At 66.4% G+C, this 20,769-nt stretch carries 20 protein-coding genes; 7 read left to right on the top strand and 13 right to left on the bottom strand.

The genetic code is table 11. The annotated features are described in order from the left end of the window. Nucleotides 1–11 precede the first annotated feature (11 nt). Complete coding sequence (locus MUG94_RS03585; RefSeq protein ID WP_227908436.1) at nt 12–1,061, bottom strand: LacI family DNA-binding transcriptional regulator; 1,050 nt, start codon at nt 1,059–1,061, stop codon at nt 12–14. A gap of 152 nt (nt 1,062–1,213) precedes the next feature. On the opposite strand from MUG94_RS03585, the gene MUG94_RS03580 reads away from it, so the two are divergent. Genes MUG94_RS03580 through MUG94_RS03560 form a run of 5 tightly spaced genes read left to right on the top strand, consistent with a single transcriptional unit; the run spans nt 1,214 to nt 7,658 of the window. Next, the gene (locus MUG94_RS03580) at nt 1,214–2,518 is read left to right on the top strand and encodes an ABC transporter substrate-binding protein (protein WP_227908435.1); all 1,305 of its coding nucleotides are present in this window, start codon (nt 1,214–1,216) and stop codon (nt 2,516–2,518) included. A gap of 9 nt (nt 2,519–2,527) precedes the next feature. Continuing rightward, a complete protein-coding gene (locus tag MUG94_RS03575) occupies nt 2,528–3,475 on the top strand; it encodes a carbohydrate ABC transporter permease (protein ID WP_227891659.1) in 948 nt (315 codons plus the stop codon). Beyond that, entirely contained in the window at nt 3,475–4,293 is an 819-nt protein-coding gene (locus MUG94_RS03570) for a carbohydrate ABC transporter permease (protein ID WP_227908434.1), read from the top strand. Before MUG94_RS03575 ends, MUG94_RS03570 begins: the two co-directional genes overlap by 1 nt. Then, on the top strand, nt 4,293–6,677 hold the full coding sequence (locus tag MUG94_RS03565) for a beta-xylosidase/alpha-l-arabinosidase (RefSeq protein WP_227908433.1): 2,385 nt from the start codon (nt 4,293–4,295) through the stop codon (nt 6,675–6,677). The genes MUG94_RS03570 and MUG94_RS03565 overlap by 1 nt, the downstream gene beginning before the upstream one ends. Nucleotides 6,678–6,686: 9 nt before the next feature. Continuing rightward, a complete protein-coding gene (locus MUG94_RS03560; RefSeq protein ID WP_227908432.1) occupies nt 6,687–7,658 on the top strand; it encodes an acetylxylan esterase in 972 nt (323 codons plus the stop codon). Nucleotides 7,659–7,662: 4 nt separating this feature from the next. Here the strand turns inward: MUG94_RS03560 and MUG94_RS03555 are convergent, their stop codons facing one another. The 6 genes from MUG94_RS03555 to xylA form a co-directional block, all read right to left on the bottom strand. Next, complete coding sequence (locus tag MUG94_RS03555) at nt 7,663–8,142, bottom strand: hypothetical protein (protein WP_227908431.1); 480 nt, start codon at nt 8,140–8,142, stop codon at nt 7,663–7,665. After that, on the bottom strand, nt 8,142–9,230 hold the full coding sequence (locus tag MUG94_RS03550; RefSeq protein WP_227908430.1) for a serine hydrolase domain-containing protein: 1,089 nt from the start codon (nt 9,228–9,230) through the stop codon (nt 8,142–8,144). The genes MUG94_RS03555 and MUG94_RS03550 overlap by 1 nt, the downstream gene beginning before the upstream one ends. Before the next feature lies 1 nt (nt 9,231). Further along, entirely contained in the window at nt 9,232–9,765 is a 534-nt protein-coding gene (locus MUG94_RS03545; protein ID WP_227908429.1) for an ArsR/SmtB family transcription factor, read from the bottom strand. A gap of 95 nt (nt 9,766–9,860) precedes the next feature. Then, nucleotides 9,861–10,265, bottom strand: coding sequence for a DUF3021 domain-containing protein (locus MUG94_RS03540; RefSeq protein ID WP_227908428.1), 405 nt, complete (start codon nt 10,263–10,265; stop codon nt 9,861–9,863). Between the two features lie 48 nt (nt 10,266–10,313). Next, the gene (locus MUG94_RS03535) at nt 10,314–11,720 is read right to left on the bottom strand and encodes a xylulokinase (RefSeq protein ID WP_227908427.1); all 1,407 of its coding nucleotides are present in this window, start codon (nt 11,718–11,720) and stop codon (nt 10,314–10,316) included. A gap of 91 nt (nt 11,721–11,811) precedes the next feature. Further along, nucleotides 11,812–12,999 (bottom strand): xylose isomerase, encoded by a 1,188-nt coding sequence (gene xylA, locus MUG94_RS03530; protein ID WP_227908426.1) that lies wholly within the window; start codon nt 12,997–12,999, stop codon nt 11,812–11,814. A 232-nt stretch (nt 13,000–13,231) separates the two neighbouring features. Here xylA and MUG94_RS03525 point away from each other — a divergent pair, with 232 nt between their 5' ends. Further along, nucleotides 13,232–14,434: an ROK family transcriptional regulator gene (locus tag MUG94_RS03525; protein ID WP_227908425.1), complete on the top strand. Its 1,203-nt coding sequence runs from the start codon at nt 13,232–13,234 to the stop codon at nt 14,432–14,434. Between the two features lie 61 nt (nt 14,435–14,495). Here MUG94_RS03525 and MUG94_RS03520 read toward each other — a convergent pair whose 3' ends face one another. The 5 genes from MUG94_RS03520 to arsB form a co-directional block, all read right to left on the bottom strand. Further along, complete coding sequence (locus MUG94_RS03520; RefSeq protein WP_227908424.1) at nt 14,496–14,942, bottom strand: hypothetical protein; 447 nt, start codon at nt 14,940–14,942, stop codon at nt 14,496–14,498. 101 nt (nt 14,943–15,043) lie between these two features. After that, entirely contained in the window at nt 15,044–16,159 is a 1,116-nt protein-coding gene (locus MUG94_RS03515) for an ArsO family NAD(P)H-dependent flavin-containing monooxygenase (RefSeq protein ID WP_227908423.1), read from the bottom strand. Continuing rightward, nucleotides 16,160–17,656 carry an FAD-dependent oxidoreductase gene (locus MUG94_RS03510; RefSeq protein WP_227908422.1) on the bottom strand — a complete coding sequence of 499 codons (1,497 nt, stop codon included), beginning with the start codon at nt 17,654–17,656 and terminating at the stop codon, nt 16,160–16,162. A gap of 12 nt (nt 17,657–17,668) precedes the next feature. After that, complete coding sequence (locus tag MUG94_RS03505; RefSeq protein ID WP_227908421.1) at nt 17,669–18,094, bottom strand: arsenate reductase ArsC; 426 nt, start codon at nt 18,092–18,094, stop codon at nt 17,669–17,671. Continuing rightward, nucleotides 18,091–19,188 carry an ACR3 family arsenite efflux transporter gene (arsB, locus tag MUG94_RS03500; RefSeq protein WP_227908420.1) on the bottom strand — a complete coding sequence of 366 codons (1,098 nt, stop codon included), beginning with the start codon at nt 19,186–19,188 and terminating at the stop codon, nt 18,091–18,093. The genes MUG94_RS03505 and arsB overlap by 4 nt, the downstream gene beginning before the upstream one ends. Before the next feature lie 111 nt (nt 19,189–19,299). On the opposite strand from arsB, the gene MUG94_RS03495 reads away from it, so the two are divergent. Then, nucleotides 19,300–19,650 carry an ArsR/SmtB family transcription factor gene (locus MUG94_RS03495; protein WP_227891676.1) on the top strand — a complete coding sequence of 117 codons (351 nt, stop codon included), beginning with the start codon at nt 19,300–19,302 and terminating at the stop codon, nt 19,648–19,650. Nucleotides 19,651–19,696: 46 nt separating this feature from the next. Here the strand turns inward: MUG94_RS03495 and MUG94_RS03490 are convergent, their stop codons facing one another. Next, entirely contained in the window at nt 19,697–20,659 is a 963-nt protein-coding gene (locus MUG94_RS03490) for a lantibiotic dehydratase C-terminal domain-containing protein (RefSeq protein WP_227908419.1), read from the bottom strand. Nucleotides 20,660–20,769 lie beyond the last annotated feature (110 nt).

Raw genomic sequence — 20,769 nt, 5'->3', positions numbered from 1 at the left:
CCCGCGCAGACTCAGTTCCCCTGGGCAGTCAGCGGACGGAGCTCCTTCGGTGCCGGTCCGGTGCTCTGCCGCACCACCAGTGACGTGGCCAGGTCCAGCCGCAGGTTGTTGGGACGCTGGCCGTCGCGCAGCAGGAGGACCATGCGGGCTGCTTCCTCGGCCATTTCAATCAGCGGCTGGTGCACCGTGGTCAGCGCGGGGCTGGACCACCGCGCCACTTGCAGATCGTCGTAGCCCACGATCGACAGCTCATCGGGAACCGAAATTCCCAGCTGGCGCGCCGCATCCAGAACTCCCAGGGCCTGGATGTCGCTGCCGGCAAAGATGGCGGTGGGCCGGTCCGGCTTGCTCAGCAGCTCCAGTGCATGATCCCGGCCGCCGTCCACATGGAAGTTGCCGTAGCGGATGAGCCCCCGGTCATAGGGCAGGCCCGCCGCGTTCAGGGCGCTGCGGTACCCGTCAATGCGGGCCAGCGAGCACATCACATCCTCCGGCCCCGTGATTGCGGCAATCCGGGTGTGCCCCAGATCAATCAAATGCCGGGTGGCCATCATTCCGCCGGCCCAGTTTGCCGACCCCACCGACGGCACGTCAGGTGTCGGATCCCCGGCAGGATCGATGATGGCGAACGGAATGGAGCGCGATTCCAGCTGCCGCCGGCAGTCCTGCGGCAGATCGGCAAAAACCAGGACGACGCCGGCAGGCTGGCGTGCAATGACACCCTCCACCCATTCCGGACCCGGAGCGTGCCGGGTTCCGCTTTCCGTGAGCACCACGCTCAGCCCGTTTTCACGGGCCACGTTTTCCACGCCGCGGATGATTTCCAGCGCCCACGCACTCTCAAGTTCATGGAACACGAGCTCCAGCAACCGGGAGCTTGGTGCGCGCGACGTCCGCCGTTGGTAACCGTGTTCGTCCAGGAGCGTCTCAACTTTCGACCTGGTGCTGCGGGAAACGTCGCTGCGTCCGTTCAGTACTTTCGAAATGGTGGAGAGCGAAACACCGGCTTCCGATGCCAGATCCGCGAGGGTGACCCGAGTGGCAGGGGTGGATGCGGACATGCGTTGTCTCCTCAGGGCGGATGAAAAAGGTTACTCGTTCTCTCGAAAAAGTGTTGCGGATCACAGACCCGTACCCCTAAACTATCGGCATCCGCCCACTTTCGGCAACTGTTTCGAAACTTTCGGAGCAGCCGTTCACAAGGAGCAGTTCAATGAAGAACACCACCAACTGGTTCCGCCCAGCTGCCGCCGCCACCAGCGCGGTAGTCCTGGGCCTGTCCCTGGCCGCCTGTTCCAGCGGCGGCTCCGAGGCCTCGAACCGTCCCGAAAATGAAGTGCACGTCCTGGTCTACGGCGACGCCGGCAACACGGTGGAGCAGGCCATGGTTGACCAGTTCAACGAAACCTCCGATGTGAAGGTTGTCCTTGACACCATCCCCGGCGCTGAATATCAGAGCAAGCTGCAGACCATCATCGACACCGATTCGGCCCCGGACATCTTCTTCAACTGGGGCGGCGGATCCATCACGGATTACGTGGAAGCGGACCTCCTGATGCCGCTGGATGACTTCATCGCCGAGGATCCGCAGCTCAAGGATGCGTTCCTGCCGTCGGTGTTTGATGCCGCAGTGGTGGACGGCAAGGCGTACGGGATTCCCATGCGCGGCACCCAGCCGGTGATGCTCTTCAGCAACGAGGAGGTGCTGGCCTCAGCCGGTATCGACGGGGCACCGGAAACCTGGGATGACCTGCTGGCCGATGTCGAGAAGCTCAAGGCCGCCGGCGTTACCCCGATCGCCCTGGGCGGCGCCGACGAATGGCCCACCCTGATGTGGGTTGAATACGTGTATGACCGCGTGGCCGGTCCCGAACTCTTTGAGGCCGCCCTGGGCGGAGATCCGAGCGTCTGGGAATCCGATGAAAGCCGCGAGGCCCTGGGCATGCTGAAGGACCTGGTGGACACCGGGGCCTTCGGCAACAACTACCAGTCGGTGAAGTTCACCGACGGCGGTTCCGCTTCCCTGCTCTCCAGCGGTCAGGCCGGCTTTGAGCTGATGGGCTCCTGGGCCTACTCGACCCACCGCGACGCCGCTCCGGAATTCGCCGCCAACTCCCTGGGCTACAACGAGTTCCCCACCGTCGACGGCGGCAAGGGCGACCCGGCCAACCTGGTCGGCAACACCAACAACTTCTACTCGGTTCTGGCCAACACCCGGTACCCCGACACCGTGCGGGACTTCCTGAAGCTCATGTACTCCGACGAGTTCGTGCAGCAGCAGGTGGGGATCGGCAACCTGCCCACCACCACCAACACCGGTGACTTCCTGGATCAGGCCACCAACCCGGACTACGCCAAGTACCAGCTGTCCCTGGTGGAGAATGCTCCCTCCTTCCAGCTCTCCTGGGACCAGGCCTACCCGCCCTCGGCCACCCCCGCCATTCACGGCGCCATGGCCGACTTCTTCAGCGGCCGCATCGATGAAGACGGCTTCATCGCCGCCATGCAGGGACTCTAGGAACTCTCCATGACAACTCTGAATCCGCCCCGTTCCGCCTCGCCGGAGGGTTCCACAGCGAACCGTCCGGCGCGGGGAGGAAGGGAACACAAGACCCGTCCGGGATTCCTCTGGACCCTGCCCGCAACGGTGTTCTTCTCGCTTTTCGCCGTGGTGCCGCTGATCGCCGTCGTCCTGCTGTCCTTCAGCTCCTGGCGCGGCATCGGCGATCCCAAGTTTGTCGGCCTGGAAAACTGGCAGGAACTGGCCGGGGATTCGGTCATGATTCAGAGCCTGTGGCTGAGCCTGCTGTTCATTGTGCTCGGCGTCCTCACCCAGACCCCCATCAGCATTCTGCTGGGGGTCTGGGCGGCGGGCGAACAACGCAACCGTGCCGTGCTCAGCGCCATCTACTTTGTTCCGCTGCTGCTGTCCTCGGCCGCAATTTCCGTGCTCTGGCGTGCCCTGCTGGATCCGAACTTCGGCATCCCGGGGCAGCTGAGCTGGCTGTTCGGCGACGGAAACCTGTTCGGAAACCAGTCAACCGCCATCGCCGTGATCATCTTTGTGGGCATGTGGCAGTTCACCCCGTTCCACACCCTGATCTACCAGGGTGCCGCCAAATCCGTGCCGGCGGTGCTGTACCAGGCGGCGGAGGTGGACGGAGCGGGCCGTGTGCGGGCGTTCTTCAGCATCACGCTGCCGCAGATGCGCAACAGCATCATCACCTCGGTGATCCTGATGGTGGTGGGCGGGCTCACCACCTTTGAAACCGTGCTGATCCTGACCGACGGCGGACCCGGCACCGCAACCACCATCACTGCCTTCTACATGTACGAGCAGGCCTTCCAGCGCTTCGACTTCGGTGTCGGTGCCGCAGTGGCCCTGGTCCTGGTGGTCGTGGCCACCGCGATCTCCCTGATCATGGTCAAGGTGTCCGGCTACGACAAAATGCGCAGCACCATGGAAGGACTCTGATGCGTACCCGCCCCAACTACATTGCCGGCGCGGCCGCAGCCCTTTGGCTGGTGATCGTGGCCCTGCCGCTGTACGTGATGGTCGCGGCCAGCGTGCAGACCCGCGGCGACTTCAGCGCCAACGGACCGCTGTCCGTGCCCACCAGCCTGACCTTCGACAACTACCTGGAAGTATTCCGGCAGGGCTTTGGCGGCTACTTCCTGAACACCTTCATTGTCACCGGCGGCGTGGTGGCCATTGTGCTGCTGGTGGTCCCGCCGCTGTCCTACGCGATTGTGCGCAGCCAGGGCCGCAGCACCACCTTCGTGTTCCGGTTCTTTCTGCTGGGACTGGCCATTCCGGTCCAGGCCGTAATCGTGCCGATGTTCTACCTGATCAACACCGCCGGCCTGTATGACACCCTGCTGGGCATCATCCTGCCCACGGCCGCCTTCGCCCTGCCCATCTGCACGCTGATCCTGACCGGCACCATGCGGGACATCACGCCCGAACTCTACGAAGCCATGTCAGTGGACGGAGCAACCCCGGCCCGGGCGTTCTTCCGCCTGGTGCTGCCGCTCTCCAAAGGCGGACTGTCCACCATTGCCGTGTTCTCCGCACTGCAGGGCTGGAACGGGTTCCTGCTCCCGCTGATCCTGACCCAGTCCGAGTCCAACCGGGTGATCACCCTTGGCCTGTTCAACTTCCAAACCCAGTACGGCGTGAACGTGCCGGGCATCCTGGCAGCCGTCACCGTCTCCATGATTCCCGTCCTGCTGGTGTATCTCTTTGCGCGCCGCGCACTTGTTCAAGGCCTCATGGGGGTCGGAGGAAAATAATGACCGATGCAATCATCGACCGCGCCCGCTGGCGCGATGCCACCCTTCCCGCCGCTGCCCGCGCTGATGCACTGATAGACGAAATGACCCTGCGGGAAAAAACCGCACAGCTGTTCGGCATCTGGGTGGGGGTCTCCAGCGAGGGCGGCGAAGTGGCCCCGCACCAGCACGACATGACCCCGGCACCTGACCTGGCTGAGATCCTGCCGCACGGGCTGGGCCAGCTGACCCGGCCCTTCGGCACCAAACCCGTGGATGCCGCCGTCGGCGCCCTGTCCCTGATGCGCACGCAGCAGCGCATTGTTGCAGCCAACCGGTTCGGCATCCCGGCCATGGCACACGAGGAATGCCTGGCCGGGTTTGCCGCCTGGGGTGCCACCGCCTATCCGGTGCCCCTGTCTTGGGGTGCCACCTTCAATCCCGATCTGATCCGCCGCATGGCCGGGGCCATCGGTGCCGACATGCGCTCCGTGGGTATCCATCAGGGACTGGCGCCCGTGCTGGATGTGGTGCGCGACGCACGGTGGGGCCGGGTGGAGGAGACGATCGGCGAGGACCCCTATCTGATCGGCACCGTCGCCACCGCCTACATCCAGGGGCTGGAGGGCGCGGGCATCGTGGCCACGCTGAAGCACTTTGCCGGGTACTCCGCCTCCCGCGCCGGCCGGAACCTGGCACCGGTGTCCATTGGTCCGCGCGAGTTCGCCGACGTCATCCTGGCGCCGTTCGAAATGGCGGTCCGGGAATCCGGTGTGCGCTCGGTCATGCACTCCTACACGGACACGGACGGCGTTCCGTCCGCCGCGGACACGGGCCTGCTTACCGGGCTGCTGCGGGAGACCTGGGGGTTCACCGGCACCGTGGTGGCCGATTACTTCGGCGTTGCCTTCCTCAAGGAACTGCACCGCGTCGCCGCCACTCTGGGCGAAGCCGCCAACGCCGCATTGTCCGCCGGCGTGGACGTGGAGCTGCCCACGGTTGACGCTTTCGGGGACCATCTCCTCGAAGAGATCGCCGCCGGGCGGCTGGATCCCGCCGTCATTGACCGTGCCCTGCACCGCGTCCTGCTGCAGAAAATTGAACTCGGCCTGCTCGATCCGGAGTGGAGTCCCGTCCCCGCGGCGCTGGCTCATCCGACGGACGACGACGGCGCCGGCCTGGACAGCGACACCGCCGCCGATGCGTTGCGCGGCAGCGTGTCGCTGGACCCGGCGGCCAACCGGCAGCTGGCGGCCGAGGTTGCCGAGCAGGCCATTGTGCTGGCCGCCAACAACGGCGTGCTGCCGCTGCAGGCCGGGCAGAAGATTGCACTGATCGGCCCCAACGCGGACAACCCGATGGCGTTCCTGGGCTGCTATTCCTTCCCCGCCCATGTGGGGGGTGCACATCCCGAGGTGGAGGCCGGCATTGACCTGCCCACCGTGGCCGAGGCGCTGCGCCGGGAACTGCCGCAGGACACCCTCACCGTGGTGGCCGGCTGCAGCATCGACGGCGCGGACACCGGCGGATTCGACGACGCGGTGACTGCCGCGGCGGAGGCCGACGTCGTCATTGCCGTTCTGGGTGACCGTGCCGGGCTCTTTGGCCGGGGCACCAGCGGCGAAGGCTGCGACGTCGAGTCACTGGCCCTGCCCGGCGTGCAGCAGGAACTGCTGGATCTCCTGCTGGACACCGGCAAACCCGTGGTCGTCACCCTGCTGACCGGCCGCCCCTATGCCCTGGGCAGCGCACCGGAGCGGGCCGCCGCCGTCGTGCAGGCCTTCTTCCCCGGCGAGGAAGGCGGACCGGCGCTGGCCGGTGTGCTCAGCGGACGCACCAACCCCAGCGGGCGCCTGCCCGTCAGCATGCCCGCCGCCCGCGGCGCCCAGCCGTCCACCTACCTGACCGCTCCGCTGGGACAGGCCAGCGGCGTTTCCAACATCGATCCCACCCCGGCCTATCCATTTGGGCACGGCCTGAGCTACACGAACTTTGAGTTCTCCGACCTGGTCCTGGACGGCCCGCAGCAATTCCCGGTGGACGGTGAAACCGCCGTAAGCCTGACCCTCACGAACGCCGGCGGGCGGTCCGGCACCGAGATTGTGCAGTTGTATCTGCACGATCCGGTGGCCTCCGTGGTCCGCCCGGTGCAGCGGCTGATCGGCTACGCCCGGGTTGAGCTGGACGCCGGAGCCTCGGCGCGGGTGCAGTTCACGGTGCCGGCCGACGTCGCGTCCTTCACCGGCCGCGATGGTCAGCGCATTGTGGAGCCCGGCGCGCTGGAACTGCAGTTCGGAGTTTCCAGCACCGACATCAGGCTGCGGCAGCAGGTGGAACTCACGGGACCAACCCGGCCGGTGGACCACACCCGGCGACTGCATTGCGATGTCCGGGTCACGCGCTAGGCTTGCCGCATGTATACCGATCTGCCCGCCGACCAGCTCGCGCGATACACCAGCAGCCAGACCCGGCCGGAGGACTTCACCGACTTCTGGTCCGAAACCCTGGCACAGGCGCGCTCGCATCCGCTGGATCTGCAGGTCACTGCCGAACCCACGGTGCTGGACGCGATCGATGTTTACGACGTGCAGTTCGCCGGCTGGAACGGTGAACCGGTGCGGGCCTGGCTGCGGGTGCCGCACAGGGCCGCCGGACCGCTGCCGTGCGTGGTGGAGTATGTCGGTTACGGCGGCGGGCGCGGCGAAGCGCACGAGAACCTGTTGTGGGCGGGCGCCGGATTTGCCCACCTGCAGATGGACACGCGCGGCCAGGGTGCTTCCTGGAGCCGGGGTGCCACGCCGGACGGCGCCGGCAGCGGCGGACCGCAGGTCCCCGGTGTCATGACCCGCGGCATCCTGGATCCGCAGACCTATTATTACCGCCGGCTGTTCACCGATGCCGTGCGGGCGGTTCAGGCCGCCCGCGAGCTGACCGTGGTGGACCCGGACCGGGTGGCGGTGACCGGGATCAGCCAGGGCGGCGGCGTCGCCCTGGCTGTTGCCGGACTCTGCCCGGACCTGCGGGGTGCCGTGCTGCGGGTGCCGTTCCTGTCCGACATTCCGCGCGCCCTGCAGATCACCGATGCGTATCCCTACCGCGAAGTGTGCGATTTCCTCGCCGTCCACCGTACCGAAGCCGAGCGTGCGCAGCAGACACTGCGCTATTTCGACGGCGTGAACTTCGCCGCCCAGGCCACGGTTCCGGCTCTGTTCAGGGCCGGCCTTATGGATGCCATCACTCCCCCGTCCACCGTGTATGCCGCGTACAACGCCTACGCCGGACCCAAGCAGATCACGGCGTGGCCGTTCAACGGGCACGAGGGCGGCGGTCCCGAGGACGACCTCGCCGCCGTCCGCTTCCTGCGCGAGATGACCGCCGCCGGCTAACTGCCTACCCCACGGCAAAGGAGAGAACGACGACGGCGGCCAGCACGCCCGCGCGCACTGCCACTGCCGTCCGTCCTGGTTCCTTCTTTGTGGACTTCTTCTTCGCCTTTCGCGACGGCTTGGTCCGGAGCGTGCCTCCGCTGCCGGGTTCGGGGCTGCCGGATTCCGTGGTGCCGGGTTCGGATTCCTCGAAGTCCAGCAGCCCGGCATGCGACGGCAGCACCGGCCAGCGGATGACCGCTCCGGCAACCGCCGCTGCCAGAGCCGCCATGGCCAGCACCCACAGCAGCGTGGTTCCGGCGCTCCAGGGCAGGGCCAGCCGGAATAACGCCGCGGTGGCGGCTGCGTCCAGCAGACCGGACAAGAGTGCCATCCGGCTGATGCCGGGTGCCCGCTCACCCAGATTCCATGCCGAACGTGCCACGGCAAGGCAGGTCACGGCAAGGACTCCGGCGAGGAGCCATGAGATGAGTGAAATAGGCATCAGATGCCCTCCTTCAGCAGCGTCAGGGCAGCTTCTTCCTGACCTGTTGCCACATTCGAGAAGGTAAGCACCGCCCGTCCGGCGTCGCGGTCCAGCGCGGCCATGGAAGCGAACCCTCCGGTCATGCCGTTGTGCCACGTCACGGCCCGGTCCGGTGTCTCGGATGAGACCTGGGTGAACCAGGCCAGGCCCACCTGTTCGCCGTCACCGTCGCTGTCCCACTGCGGATCCAGCGCCTTCGAGCCCGGTGCGGCGCCTGCCAGCAGCGCCTGGATGTACCGCGCCATGTCCGCGGGTGTGGAGCGGATTCCGCCCGCGGGAGCGGTGCCGTTGGCGGTCCAGGCCGCCTGCCTCTGTCCGCCTGCACTGCGGCCGGTCGGAGCGCCTGGACGCAGGTTGTCCGCGGTCACCGGTGCGTAGGTGTCCTCCATATCCAGCGGATCCAAGATGCGCTGCTGCAGCAGATCGGCGTAACTCATGCCTGCTGCCTTGGCGAGGAGCTGTCCCAGAAAGGCGTAGCCGAAATTGGAATAGCTCACGCGGCCCCGGCCGCCCACCGAGGCTGACTGGGCATGGTCAAGAACCGCAGCCGGTGAGGCCGGATACGGGTCACGGTGCAAAACCGGCCCCAAAAAACTGAACACCAGAGACGCGGGATCCGTAGACAGACGGGGAAGTCCGGAGCGGTGGCTCGCCAGCTCCGCAAGGGTGACTGTGCCGATTTCGGCGTCGGGGTCGGCCAGCTCCGGTCCCAGGATGTCCGCGACGGTCGTTTCCAGGGTCAACTCACCGCGCTCCACGGCGTCCGCCAAGAGAGCAGCCGTGAAGGTCTTGGACACCGAGCCAATCTCGAACTCGGTGTGTTCGTCGGCGCCGAATCCGGCGAACTTGGCAGTGCCGTCCTCAAGATAGACCACACTGACCTGGTCGGCAGGTTTCTGCAGCAGGGGCCGGACGGCTTCGGCCAAGGCCCTGTCCCCGGAAATGTCCGAAGACAACCGCGGCGCCCAGGGTGCGGCCAGGAGCCCGCAGGCCAGGACCGCGGCCGCCGTCAGGATCCCCAGGATCTTTCGTCGTTGAGTTCCCATTTCAGTTACCTCCGGAAGCAGCGGTGAGAATGGCCAGCAGCGGAATGACCCGTGCCGGGGGAATGGCATAGCGGGACCGGGCGTGCGGTGTCAGCCAGCCGGCGGCCGTCAGTTGGTGGATGTGGTGGTACATCTGGCCTGAGGTTCCCAGCCCCAGATCGTCCACCAGTCCGGCCACGGTTTCCGTTCCGCCGAGGACCGCCCGCAGGACAGCCAGCCGGACAGGATGTCCCAGTGAGGCCAGCGAGTCGGCGAATTGGGTCCAGTCGACGTCGAGCAGATGCCCCGTTTCCAGTCCGTATTGATACTCATAGCGCGCACCGCCCGCAGTGCTGGCGGTGCCGGCGAAAAGGACGGCGCCGGGATCGGGGTAGCGGTCCCGCAGTCCGTTGAGTGCCCAGAAGACGTCTGTTGGGTCTGCGTCCGGCGATTGCTGCCGCGACTCAACCTGCTGCTCGAGGGCGCCAAGCCGCGCCTCCAGCGCTTGCACCCGGGCCTCGAGTGCTTCCCGCCCGGCATCTTGTTCTTCGGCCATGCCCAATAATTACGTAATTCCAGAACTTTTACAAGGATTCCGGAATTATTCGCAAAATTTCACAAAGTCGGCTTAAGTCGGCCTAGAAGGGGTCGTTAGTGAGGCACCCGATCACGCGTGGACCGCGCCTGGAACCGGGGAACCAGCACACCGAACACCACAAACGCGGCTGTCCACAGCACTAGCCCCACCAGCAGGAAGGTCCCCACAATCGCGAAGCAGTCCACGGCTGTCCGGGTGGGGAACCAGCCGCTGACAAAGAGCAGCGGCAGGACGGTTACGATCATCACGGCAAAGTGAACCACCGTTTGCCGGGCGAGCGTCCACCTCTCGACGTCGTAAATGACGGATGCGGCCAACACCACCCCGAAAACAAGGGCAGCAAACAGCGTGCCACGACCATCCTTCGCTTCTCCCTGTGCGTAAAGCGCGACGGAGATTCCCGACATGATGACGAGCGGAATTCCGCCCCTTAGTACTGCCTGCCCCCAAAGCTTCATGCGCCCCAACCTACCGGACGCACCTCATGCAGGGAGCAGGGGGCGACGTCACCCTGCCGTGGCTGCGGCCTGCCGGTAGCGCGCCAGGACCTCCGGCGCGGCGCCTGCCTTCACCACGGATTCGCTCGCGGCCGTCCACTCCGGCCATGCACCGGTGAGCACGGCCGCCGCCTGCCGGGCGGCCCCGTCGGCCACATACTCCCCCGGAGAGGGCACGGTCACGGGAAGGCCGAACACTGCGGAAACAGCGTGCTGAAGCGCTTCGGAGCGGGCCCCTCCGCCCACCAGGATGATGCGGCGGGCTTCAATGCCCAGATTGCGCAGCGCCTGCAAGCCATCTGCCAGGGAACAGGCGATTCCTTCAACGGCGGCGCGCGCCAGGTTCTCCCGCGTGAAGTTCGCCAGGGTTATCCCGTGCAGCGAACCCGTGGCGTCGGGAAGGTTCGGGGTTCGTTCCCCTTCAAAGTAGGGCACCAGGCTCAGCCCGCCGGCACCGTCCGGTGCTGCCAGCGCCAGCCGGGTCAGTTCCGGAAGGTCCACGGACAGCAGCGCTGCGGTGGCGTCCAGGACCCGTGAGGCATTAAGCGTGGCGGTTAGCGGCAGGAAGTGTCCGGTGGCATCGGCAAATCCGGCCACCAGACCGATGGCGTCGGCGGAAGGATCCTCGGTCACCGCAAACACGGTGCCGGAGGTGCCCACGGACACAACGACGTCGCCCACTCCGGCTCCCACACCCAGGGCGGCGCCGGCGTTGTCCCCGGTGCCCGGCGCGATCACAGCGCCCGACGGCGTCCGCTGGTCCGCTTCCAGCGGCCCCAGAACACGCGGCAGCAGCGGTACATGACCGAGGGTTTGCTCCAGCACGGCGGGAAGATATTCACCGGTGGCCGGTGACCAGTAGCCGGTCCCGGACGCGTCCGAGCGGTCGGTGCGCAGCGCTTCGAGTCCGGCGCGGCCGCTGCCCGGGCCGTAGCCGGCCAGCCGCCAGCTCAACCAGTCGTGCGGCAGGCAGACCGCAGCAGTGCAGGCAGCATTTTCCGGTTCATTCTCCGCCAGCCAGCGCAGCTTGGCCGCGGTAATGGAGGCCACCGGCACGGTGCCGGTTTCCCCCGCCCAGTAGGCAGCGCCGTCGGGCCCGGCCTCGGAGACCATCTTTTCGGCCGCCGCCGCGGAGCGCACGTCATTCCACAGCAGGGCCGGGCGGACCACCGCGCCGTCCTCATCGAGGCACACCATGCCGTGCTGCTGGCCGGAGACCGCCACGGCCTCGACGTCGTCGAGCCCGCCGGCAGCCCGCACCGCATCCTGCAGGGCCTGCCACCAGTTTTCGGGATCTATCTCGGTGCCCTCGGCATGCCGCGCGGTTCCGGAGCGGACCAGGGTGCCGGTGGCGGAATCCCGGATCACCACTTTGCAGGATTGGGTGGAGCTGTCCACTCCGGCGACCAGTGCCATGGCGGTACCTTTCATCGTTTTCGGCGGAACTCGTTCGACGCTGCAACGCCGGGCCCGTTGTGACGGACCCGGCGGCAGCAAGGCATCTCTTTTAGCGGGCGCCCATGAGGTGTTCCAGGGCGAGCTGGTTCAACCGGACGAATCCGAAGGAGCGTTCGGCGGCCTTGTCGGCGTCGAAATCTTCGAAGGACGCGGTGTCCGCCAGAAGGTCCGCGGTGCTTTCCCCGGCGCCAAGCGTGGGCTGGCCCAGCTCGAACACACCGGAGGTGGCCAGTGCTTCCTGGACCTCGGGGTCTTCGCGGAAGGACAGGGCGCGTTCCTTGAGCAGCAGGTACATGGACATGTTGGCCTTCGCGGATTCCCAGACGCCGTCATAGCCTTCGGTGCGGGAGGGCTTGTAATCGAAGTGGCGGGGACCCTCGTAGTGCGGGCCGCCGTTGGGGAAGCCGTTTTCGAGCAGGTCCACCGTAAAGAAGGCGCTGGTCAGGTCGCCGTGGCCGAACACCAGGTCCTGGTCGAACTTGATGGACTTCTGGCCGTTGAGGTCAATGTGGAAGAGCTTGCCGGCCCACAGCGCCTGGGCGATGCCGTGGTTGAAGTTCAGTCCGGCCATCTGTTCGTGGCCGGTTTCCGGGTTCAGGCCGACTATGTCGCCGTGCTCCAGCTCGTTGATGAACGCCAGGGCGTGTCCGACGGTGGGCAGGAAGATGTCGCCGCGGGGTTCGTTGGGCTTGGGCTCCAGCGCCAGGCGGAGGTTGTAGCCCTTCTCCTTGACGTAGCCGGCGACGGTGTCGACGCCTTCCTTCATCCGGTCGTAGGCGGCGGCGAAGTCCTTGGAGCCGTCATACTCGGAGCCTTCACGCCCGCCCCACATGACGAAGGTTTCAGCACCCATTTCGGCGGCCAGGTCCATGTTGGCCATGACCTTGCGCAGCGCGAAACGGCGGATGGAGCGGTCATTGGAGGTGAAACCGCCGTCCTTGAACACCGGATGGCTGAAGAGGTTGGTGGTGACCATGGGAACCTTGAGGCCGGTTTCGGCCAGGGCTGCCCGGAAGTTCTTGAGGATCTGCTCGCGTTCGGAGGCCGTGGCGTTGAACGGAATCAGGTCATTGTCGTGGAACGTGATGCCGTACGCGCCCAGATCGGCGAGCCGGTGGACGGCCTCCACCGGATCCAGCTCCACGCGGGTGGGAACACCGAACGGGTCATTGCCGGTCCAGCCCACTGTCCAGAGGCCAAAGGTAAAACGGTCGGAAGGTGAGGGCGTCGTTGTCACAATTCACTCCAAAAGCCGATATTAGTTGGGAACAACAACTTATGGCTCCCGGGCTCCGCTGTCAATGCCTTCTGCTTCCATAGATGCGCCCGTCAACCCTCCCTGCACCATATTTCTGTCTCCCCACAACAAAACCGGACATCCGCGTCCACATGGGGTTACGCTGAGAAACGGTCCGGTTTGCGGTCCGGAACAACGCAGGCAAACAACTTCCCGGCAGAAACGGCAGAGCATGCACAACGGCACCCCCTCCGGCACGGAGAGTATCCGCGCGCAGAACCTCTCCCGTGTCCTAACCCTCCTGCACCGCCGCGGACCGCTCTCCCGTGCCGATCTGACCCGCCTTTGCGGTTTCAACCGCTCCACTGTGGGCGCGCTCGTGGCCGAACTCGGCGAACTGGGACTCGCGTATGAGACGGAGCCGCCTGCCCTCAAACGGGTGGGCCGGCCCAGTCCGCTGGTTCACGCGAACAATCGCATTGCGGCCATTTCCGTGCATCCCGACGTCGATGCGGTCACGGTGGGCGTGGTGGGACTGGGCGGCAAGGTCCACCGCAGGGTCCGGTACGACGCCGGGTCCCTGCCTACCGTGACGGAGACCGTCAACATTTCCAAGGCAGTGGTCGAAGGCATGCAGACCGAGCTGGCGGGCATGACCCGGGTAATCGGAGTGGGTGCAGCCGTGCCTGGACTGGTCAACAGCACCGACGGTTCCGTCCTGCTCGCCCCGCACCTGCAGTGGTCCAACGAGCCGCTCGCGGCCGCCCTCAGCGCGGGCCTGGGATTGCCCGCACGCGCCGCAAATGATGCCAATCTCGGCTCCCTGGCCGAGAGCCTGTTCGGCGCGGCGGTGGGAGCATCCGACGTCGTCTATCTCAACGGCAGCGCCAGCGGCATCGGCGGCGGAGCGATAGTGGGCGGGGTTCCGCTCCGCGGAGCGGCGGGCTTCGCCGGGGAACTCGGCCACACCGTGGTGACGCCCGGAGGCACCCCCTGTCATTGCGGGCGCCGCGGCTGCCTGGAAACGGAGGTCAGCCTGGGCAGGCTGTTGGCGATCTTGGGGCTGGACCATGCTGATCAGGACCAGCTCGAAGACGCCATGACGCAGGACAACTCCCCCGCGCTGATCGCCGAAACCCACCGGCAGCTGGACCTGCTCGCGGAGGCCCTGGCCAACTTCGTGAACATCTTTAACCCGGGCACCATCGTGCTCGGCGGCTTCCTGGGCGTCCTGGACTCTTTTATTCCGGGTCGACTGGAGTCCGGAGTGGCCGCCGGCGCCATCGGCGGCCTGGGCAGCAAAGTGTCCATCCGCCGCGCCGCCCTGGGCACCGATCTGCTGCTGGTGGGCGCCGCCGAACTGGTGTTTGCCGGGCTGCTGGCCGATCCGCCCTCGGTGGGGTCGCTGCCGGCGCACGACCTGAGCCGACGCTGACTCCACGGGACTCGCGGCCGTGCCGTACAACGGATAACTACATGGAGCTGTCCCTCAGGACTCAATCCGTCCGGGGATCCCGGCGGAAGATGACTGCCTGCAGGGCCAGCAGGATGATGGCGCCCAGCAGTCCTACGAAAACAAGATACGGCCCCGCCATAGACAGGTTCATCTGCATCTCCAGGCTGAGCCATGAGGTCTCGGCTGCTGAGGAAAAAGAACCGTCGGCCGCCCACACGTTGCCGTCCCACTGCGACGGGAGGAGCCCGAAAAGCCAACCGAGCCCGACTACCAGGGCAAACGCCACCAGCACCCATGCAGCCCAGAGGCTTCGATTTCTGCGGTGCACCACGGGAGCGCCCGACGGCACTTGCACAGGAACGCCGACGTTCTCCGCCCCGCCGAGGTCAGGATTCGTCACGGACCCGGACACCGGATCGAACAACCGATCTGAGTCCGCCGGTGTCTCTCGTCCGCTGCCGTCGTCAATGACCTCCACCCAACTCACATTGGAGCCTGGTTCTGGTCGGGCATAATGCCGGTAATCCTCTTCGGATGTGCGCTTGGAATTCCCCATTTCGGGAGCCTAACGCAGAGAACCCCGGTTCGCTACAAAGACACCGATCCCGCAACGGCCGCCACGGTGTCACGCGCGGCAGCGCCCACGCCGATGAGGGTGGCCGACGCCGGACCGCACCAGTCTCCGTACCCCAGGAAGAACAGGCCAGGGCTGTCGACTGAGCGCGTGGCCGGCAACGCGTCAGTTGCCGGGACACCGTTCCGGGTGGTGAGGCCAAGCGGCTGCAGATGCTGCAGGTCCGGCCGGAAACCGGTGCACCAAATGATCACATCGGCATCCAGCTGTTTCCCGTCCTCCTCCTGCACGCCGCCGGGAGTGAGCCGGGAAAACATTGGCCGCGCATCAAGCAGGCCGGCGTCCCGTGCCGCCCGCACGGACGGAACGGCAACAATGTCTCCCAAGGAAGCGACCCCGCCGCCCTCGGGCTCCCCCGCCGCAAGGGCCCGGACGCGGCGGGTGGCGATGTCGAACAGTGCCCGGCCGTCGACGTCGTCGGGCAGGTACCGCGGCGGGTTCCGGGTCACCCAGGTGACCGCCGCAGTCGGTGCGAGGTCCGCGGCAATCTGCGCACCGGAGTTCCCGCCGCCCACCACCACAACGTTTCGTCCGGCATAAGGCTCCGGGCCCCGGTAGCCGGCCGTGTGCAGCTGCTGTCCGGCGAACCGGTCGCTGCCGGGCGGCCGCGGGAACTGAGGGGTGTTCCAGCTCCCGGTGGCGTTGATGACCACCCGGCTGGTCCACTGCCCGCGATCGGTGTCCGTTACATATCCGCCGCCATCGGCCGCGCGAACTGCCTGCACCCGGACCGGGCGGTGCACCGGCAGGTCATAGCGCGATTCATAGGTGCGAAGATAGTTCGCAACGTGGTCGGCGGAGGGGTTGCCTTCGCCCTTCCATGCAGGCATCCGGTAACCGGGCAGGGAACTGTAGGCCGCTGGGGAGAACAGTTCCAGACTGTTCCAGTAGTGCTGCCACGCACCGCCGGGCTCCGCGTTGGCGTCCAGAATGGCAAAGGTTGGAGCCGGACCGGAGCGACCCGAGGCCTCGTCCCGCCGCAGCCGGTTCAGGTAGAACCCTGCGGCGAGACCGGCCTGGCCGCCCCCGATCACCAGGACATCAACATTGCGCCCCGAGGTGACGGGCAATCAGCTCTCCCGAGCCGCGGAGCGGCCGTGTTCCAGTCCGGTGGGAATACCCAGGAACTGCGGTTCGGGTGCGCTGCAGCAGGACGACGCCGCCGGGGCAGGTTCCGGTGCCGCTTCGGGAGCGCCGCAGCAGGATGATGCCTGCTCGGCTGCGGGTTCAGGTGCCGTTCCGCAACAGGACACTGCTTCCGCTGCCCCATCAGCGGCCGGTGCGTCGCAGCTGCCGCCGAGGTCGGTGGAGCAGACGCCGGTTTCGGGCAGGACCAGCTGCACGTCGTCGGCGGCCTGTTGGTCTCCGGCCAGGGCTGCGGCGATGGAGCGGACCTGCTCGTAGCCGGTGGCCATCAGGAATGTGGGGGCCCGGCCGTAGGACTTCATGCCCACGATGTAGAAGTCCTTCTCCGGGTGGGACAGCATCTTGGCGCCGTGCGGTGCCACGGTGCCGCAGCTGTGGAACTCGGGGTCAATCAGCGGACCGAGTTCCCGCGGTGCCTCCACGGCGGGGTCGAGGTCCAGCCGGATTTCGCGCAGCAGGTTCAGGTCAGGGCGGAATCCGGTGGCCGGAACCAGCAGGTCCACGTCCAGCTGCTTCTCACCTTCCGGCGTAGTGCCGACCACTGCGAGGGTATCGGAGGTCTTGAAGCCGGTGATGGTGAAGGAGGTGTGCAGCTCGATCCGCCCCTCCTGCACCAGGGTGCGCAGCCGGCTGCCCAGCGCGCCACGGGCGGGCAGGCCGTCCAGGTCGCCGCCGCCGTAAACCCCGTTGGCGGAGGCACTGCGGATGGCCCAGCTGATCCGGGTGCCGGGCTCCTGCTCGGCCAGCTCGCCCAGGGCCAGCAGGGTGTTCGCGGCCGAGTGGCCGGCGCCGACCACCAGGACGTGTTTGCCGGCGAACCGGGCGCGGTCGCGGCCGGTAACGTCAGGCAAAGGAGCGGTGATGAGCCCTGCCTCAAACGCGTCGGCTTCCCCGACGGCCCGCAGCCCTGCCTGGCCCAGCGGGTTCGGTGTGCTCCAAGTGCCGGAGGCGTCGATGACGGCGCGTGCCCGGTAATCGGTGATCGTGCCCTCTGCATCTTCCACCCGGAGAAGGAACGGCGCGTTCTCCCGGCCGCCGGTGCGGGTCTTGTCCAGTCCCTCGCGGCTGACGGCGAGAACCCGGGTGGAGGTGTGCAGTGCGTCGGCGATCGCGGGGACGGCGGCCAGCGGTGACAGATACTGCGCATGGAGTTCGGCGCCGGTGGGCAGGGTTTCGGCGTCGGGTTCCTGCCACCCCGTGGGGGCGAGCAGGCGGCGGGCGGCGGCGTCGACGTCGTACTGCCACGGCGAGAACAGGCGGATGTGGCCCCAGGAGGCGACCGCGGAAGCGGGCGTGGCGCCGGCTTCGAAGATGATCGGGGCCAGGCCGCGTTCGAGCAGCTCTGCGGCGGCGGCCAGGCCCACGGGTCCGGCACCGATCACGGCGACGGGAAGTTCGGAAATCTCGGTGTTCTCAGGCATGGGTGTTCTCCTCTATGCGTGCTCGGGCAGCAGGTCTGCAATCAGATCCTGAATCCGGGCCTTGATGTCGTCCCGGATGGGCCGGACTGCTTCCACGCCCTGTCCGGCGGGATCCTCGAGTTTCCAGTCCTCGTAGCGTTTTCCGGGGAAGATCGGGCAGGCATCGCCGCAGCCCATGGTAATCACGACGTCGGACTCCTGCACGGCCTCGGTGGTCAGGACCTTCGGCAGTTCCGCGGACATATCGATCCCGTCCTCTGCCATAGCGGCCACAGCGGCGGGGTTAACCGCGTCCGCGGGTGCGGAGCCGGCGGAGCGGACCTCGATCCGTCCCTCGCCGAGGCTGCGCAGGTAGGCGGCAGCCATTTGCGACCGGCCGGCGTTGTGTACGCAGACGAAGAGGACGGAGGGCTTGGTTGTGGTTTCGGTGGTGCTCATCGGTTCGTCATTTCTGGAGAGGCGGGTGCGGCGGAGGGCCAGTACTTTTTCTGCGCCCAGAGGGCAACGTAAACCAGGGCCACCAGCACCGGGACTTCGATCAGGGGCCCGACGACGCCGGCCAGGGCCTGCCCGGAGGTCACCCCGTAGGTGCCGATTGCCACGGCGATAGCCAGTTCAAAGTTGTTGCCGGCGGCGGTGAACGCCAGTGTAGTGGTGCGCGGGTAGCCCAGGTTCAGGATCTTGCCGAGCAGCATGCCGACGCTGAACACAACAACAAAGTAGACCAGCAGCGGCAGGGCGATCCGGGCGACGTCGAGCGGGTTCGAGGTGATTTCGTCCCCCTGCAGGGCGAACAGCAGCACGATGGTGAACAGCAGTCCGTAGAGAGCCCACGGGCCCAGCTTCGGCAGGAACGTGCCCTCGTACCAGTCGCGGCCCTTCGCTTTTTCGCCGAGGATGCGGGTCAGGAAGCCGGCGAGCAGCGGGATGCCCAGGAAGATCAGGACGCTGAGCGTAATGGCCCAGAACGAGAACTCAACACTTGTGGTTTCCAGCCCCAGCCAGCCGGGCAGCACCTGCAGGTAGAACCAGCCCAGGGCACCAAAAGCCAGGACCTGAAAGACGGAGTTGATCGCCACCAGCACGGCGGCGGCTTCGCGGTCCCCGCAGGCCAGATCGTTCCAGATCATCACCATGGCGATGCAGCGGGCCAGCCCCACAATGATCAATCCAGTGCGGTACTCGGGCAGGTCCGGCAGGAAAATCCAAGCCAGCGCAAACATGAACGCCGGCGCGGCCACCCAGTTCAGCACCAGAGAGGTGACCATCAGCTTCCGGTCCGCAACCACTTTGGAGGTTTCGTCGTAGCGGACCTTGGCCAGCACCGGATACATCATCACCAGCAGGCCGACGGCGATGGGCAGGGACACGTTGGCGACCTTGACCGAGTCCAGGGCCGGGCCGACGCCGGGGAGCAGCCGGCCCAGCAGCAGGCCGGTCACCATGGCGGTCAGGATCCACACAGGCAGGAAGCGGTCCAGGGTCGACAGCCGGGCAGTAACCTGACCGGTAGATGTGGCGGGGGTGCTCACGTAACTCCTCAGACGTTCGAGACAGCAGGTATCGAACAATATCGATGTTTATCAATATTGAGTATTCTCCCAGCCATCGACGGATGTCAATCCGGGGAGCATAATGGACGGGTGACCCCCGTTCAGATCGCCGCCGATCCCCTTGCCGAAGAGTGCTGCACGCCGCTGACTTCCGAAGCGCTCAGTGCCGAAGATGCCCAGCGTTTTGCCCGGCTGCTCAAAGCCGTGGCTGAACCGACGCGGCTGCGCCTGGTCTCGTTGATCGCCGCACAGGAGAACAAGGAAGCCTGCGTCTGCGATCTCACCGAGCCGGTCGGCCTGGGCCAGCCCACCGTGTCGCATCACTTGAAGATCCTCGTGGACGCCGGCATCCTGCACCGCGAAAAGCGGGGTGTCTGGGCGTACTACTCGATTGTTCCCGGTGCTCTGGAGCGGGCCGCCGCCGTTCTCTCACCGCGGTAGACAGGGCCCGGCGGCCCCGTCCGGCTTACTGTCTCAGAGCGCCCTTTCACGCAAGGCCATCCTCAAGTTCCTTGGTCCAGGCACGTGCGTACTGGCCGAGGGCAGCCTCATCACGCACGGAGATGCCGAGGCGGTTGAGCATGTGCCTGCCCTGGGTCATGGTCATCTGCTGAGCGCTGCGGCTAACGCGTGCCTTGTCTGCCCGGTACAGGTAGTTATCAATGACCCGCACCCAGCGCTTGCGCCAAGCGTCAACGGAAGGCTCAGAGGCAAGGGCGGCCATAATCCGGTGGGCAGGAACAATCCTCGGAGCAAGCTGGTCCTTCAGCGTCTGGTGCGCGCGCTCCGAGCGGAGGCCGTAGGAAGCAGTGCAGCTGCGCAGGTGCATGTCCCAGTAGTAATTCCAGCTCACTGTCCGGCGGTCAGCCCACACAGCCGACCGCGGCCCCCTCATCATGCTGTGGCACGTGTCGAAGAGCAGCAGGGCGGCCAACGGCGAGCGCACGTTGCTGCCGGGGAAACGGCCGACCGCCCAAATAGCCAGGTCAGAGGAAAGCTCCGCAACATCGCCCGCCAGCTCCATACCCTGCATGCCACCGTACTTTGCCAGTGCTGCTTCCATTTTCCGTGGCACCGGCCCTCCCGCCCATGGCGGGGTGATTGCCTTGGTTTGAGCAAGCTTTACGGAGCCAAGCGTCGGGCCGGACCGGAGAGCCAGCGCGTTGGCAAAGTCCCACACACGGTCCACAACGTCGGCGGGGGCCACCACATTCATGTTGAGGGAGGGGCTGTTCTCATCTTCGCTGCGTGAGAAGCCCGCCCGGCCGGCACCCCAGTTCCGCGCCTGCGCGCTCAGCGGCGCAACAACATGCTTGACCCACCCGTCACACGACCCCTTCTCCTCCGGTTCAATAGTCAGGGCCCACCAAAGGCTGGTCTTTCCGGCCCGCTGCCTGCCGGATCTGTCCGCTGACCCTTCAACTGTCCTCGGTATCGTGGTGTGACTCATTCCGTCCTCCGGATTCGTGGCTGCCCAGGCGGCACTGTCTGGATTCGAAAGCGTGACACGGAAACCGCGTGAGCCATGTCCAAGCGAAAACAATGCGTAATCTGCACGAA

Origin of the sequence: Arthrobacter gengyunqii (assembly GCF_023022985.1) — a bacterium.
GTDB lineage: Bacteria > Actinomycetota > Actinomycetes > Actinomycetales > Micrococcaceae > Arthrobacter_B > Arthrobacter_B gengyunqii.
Note: the sequence above shows the minus strand (reverse complement) of the source record. Positions and strands in the feature narration are given on the sequence as shown.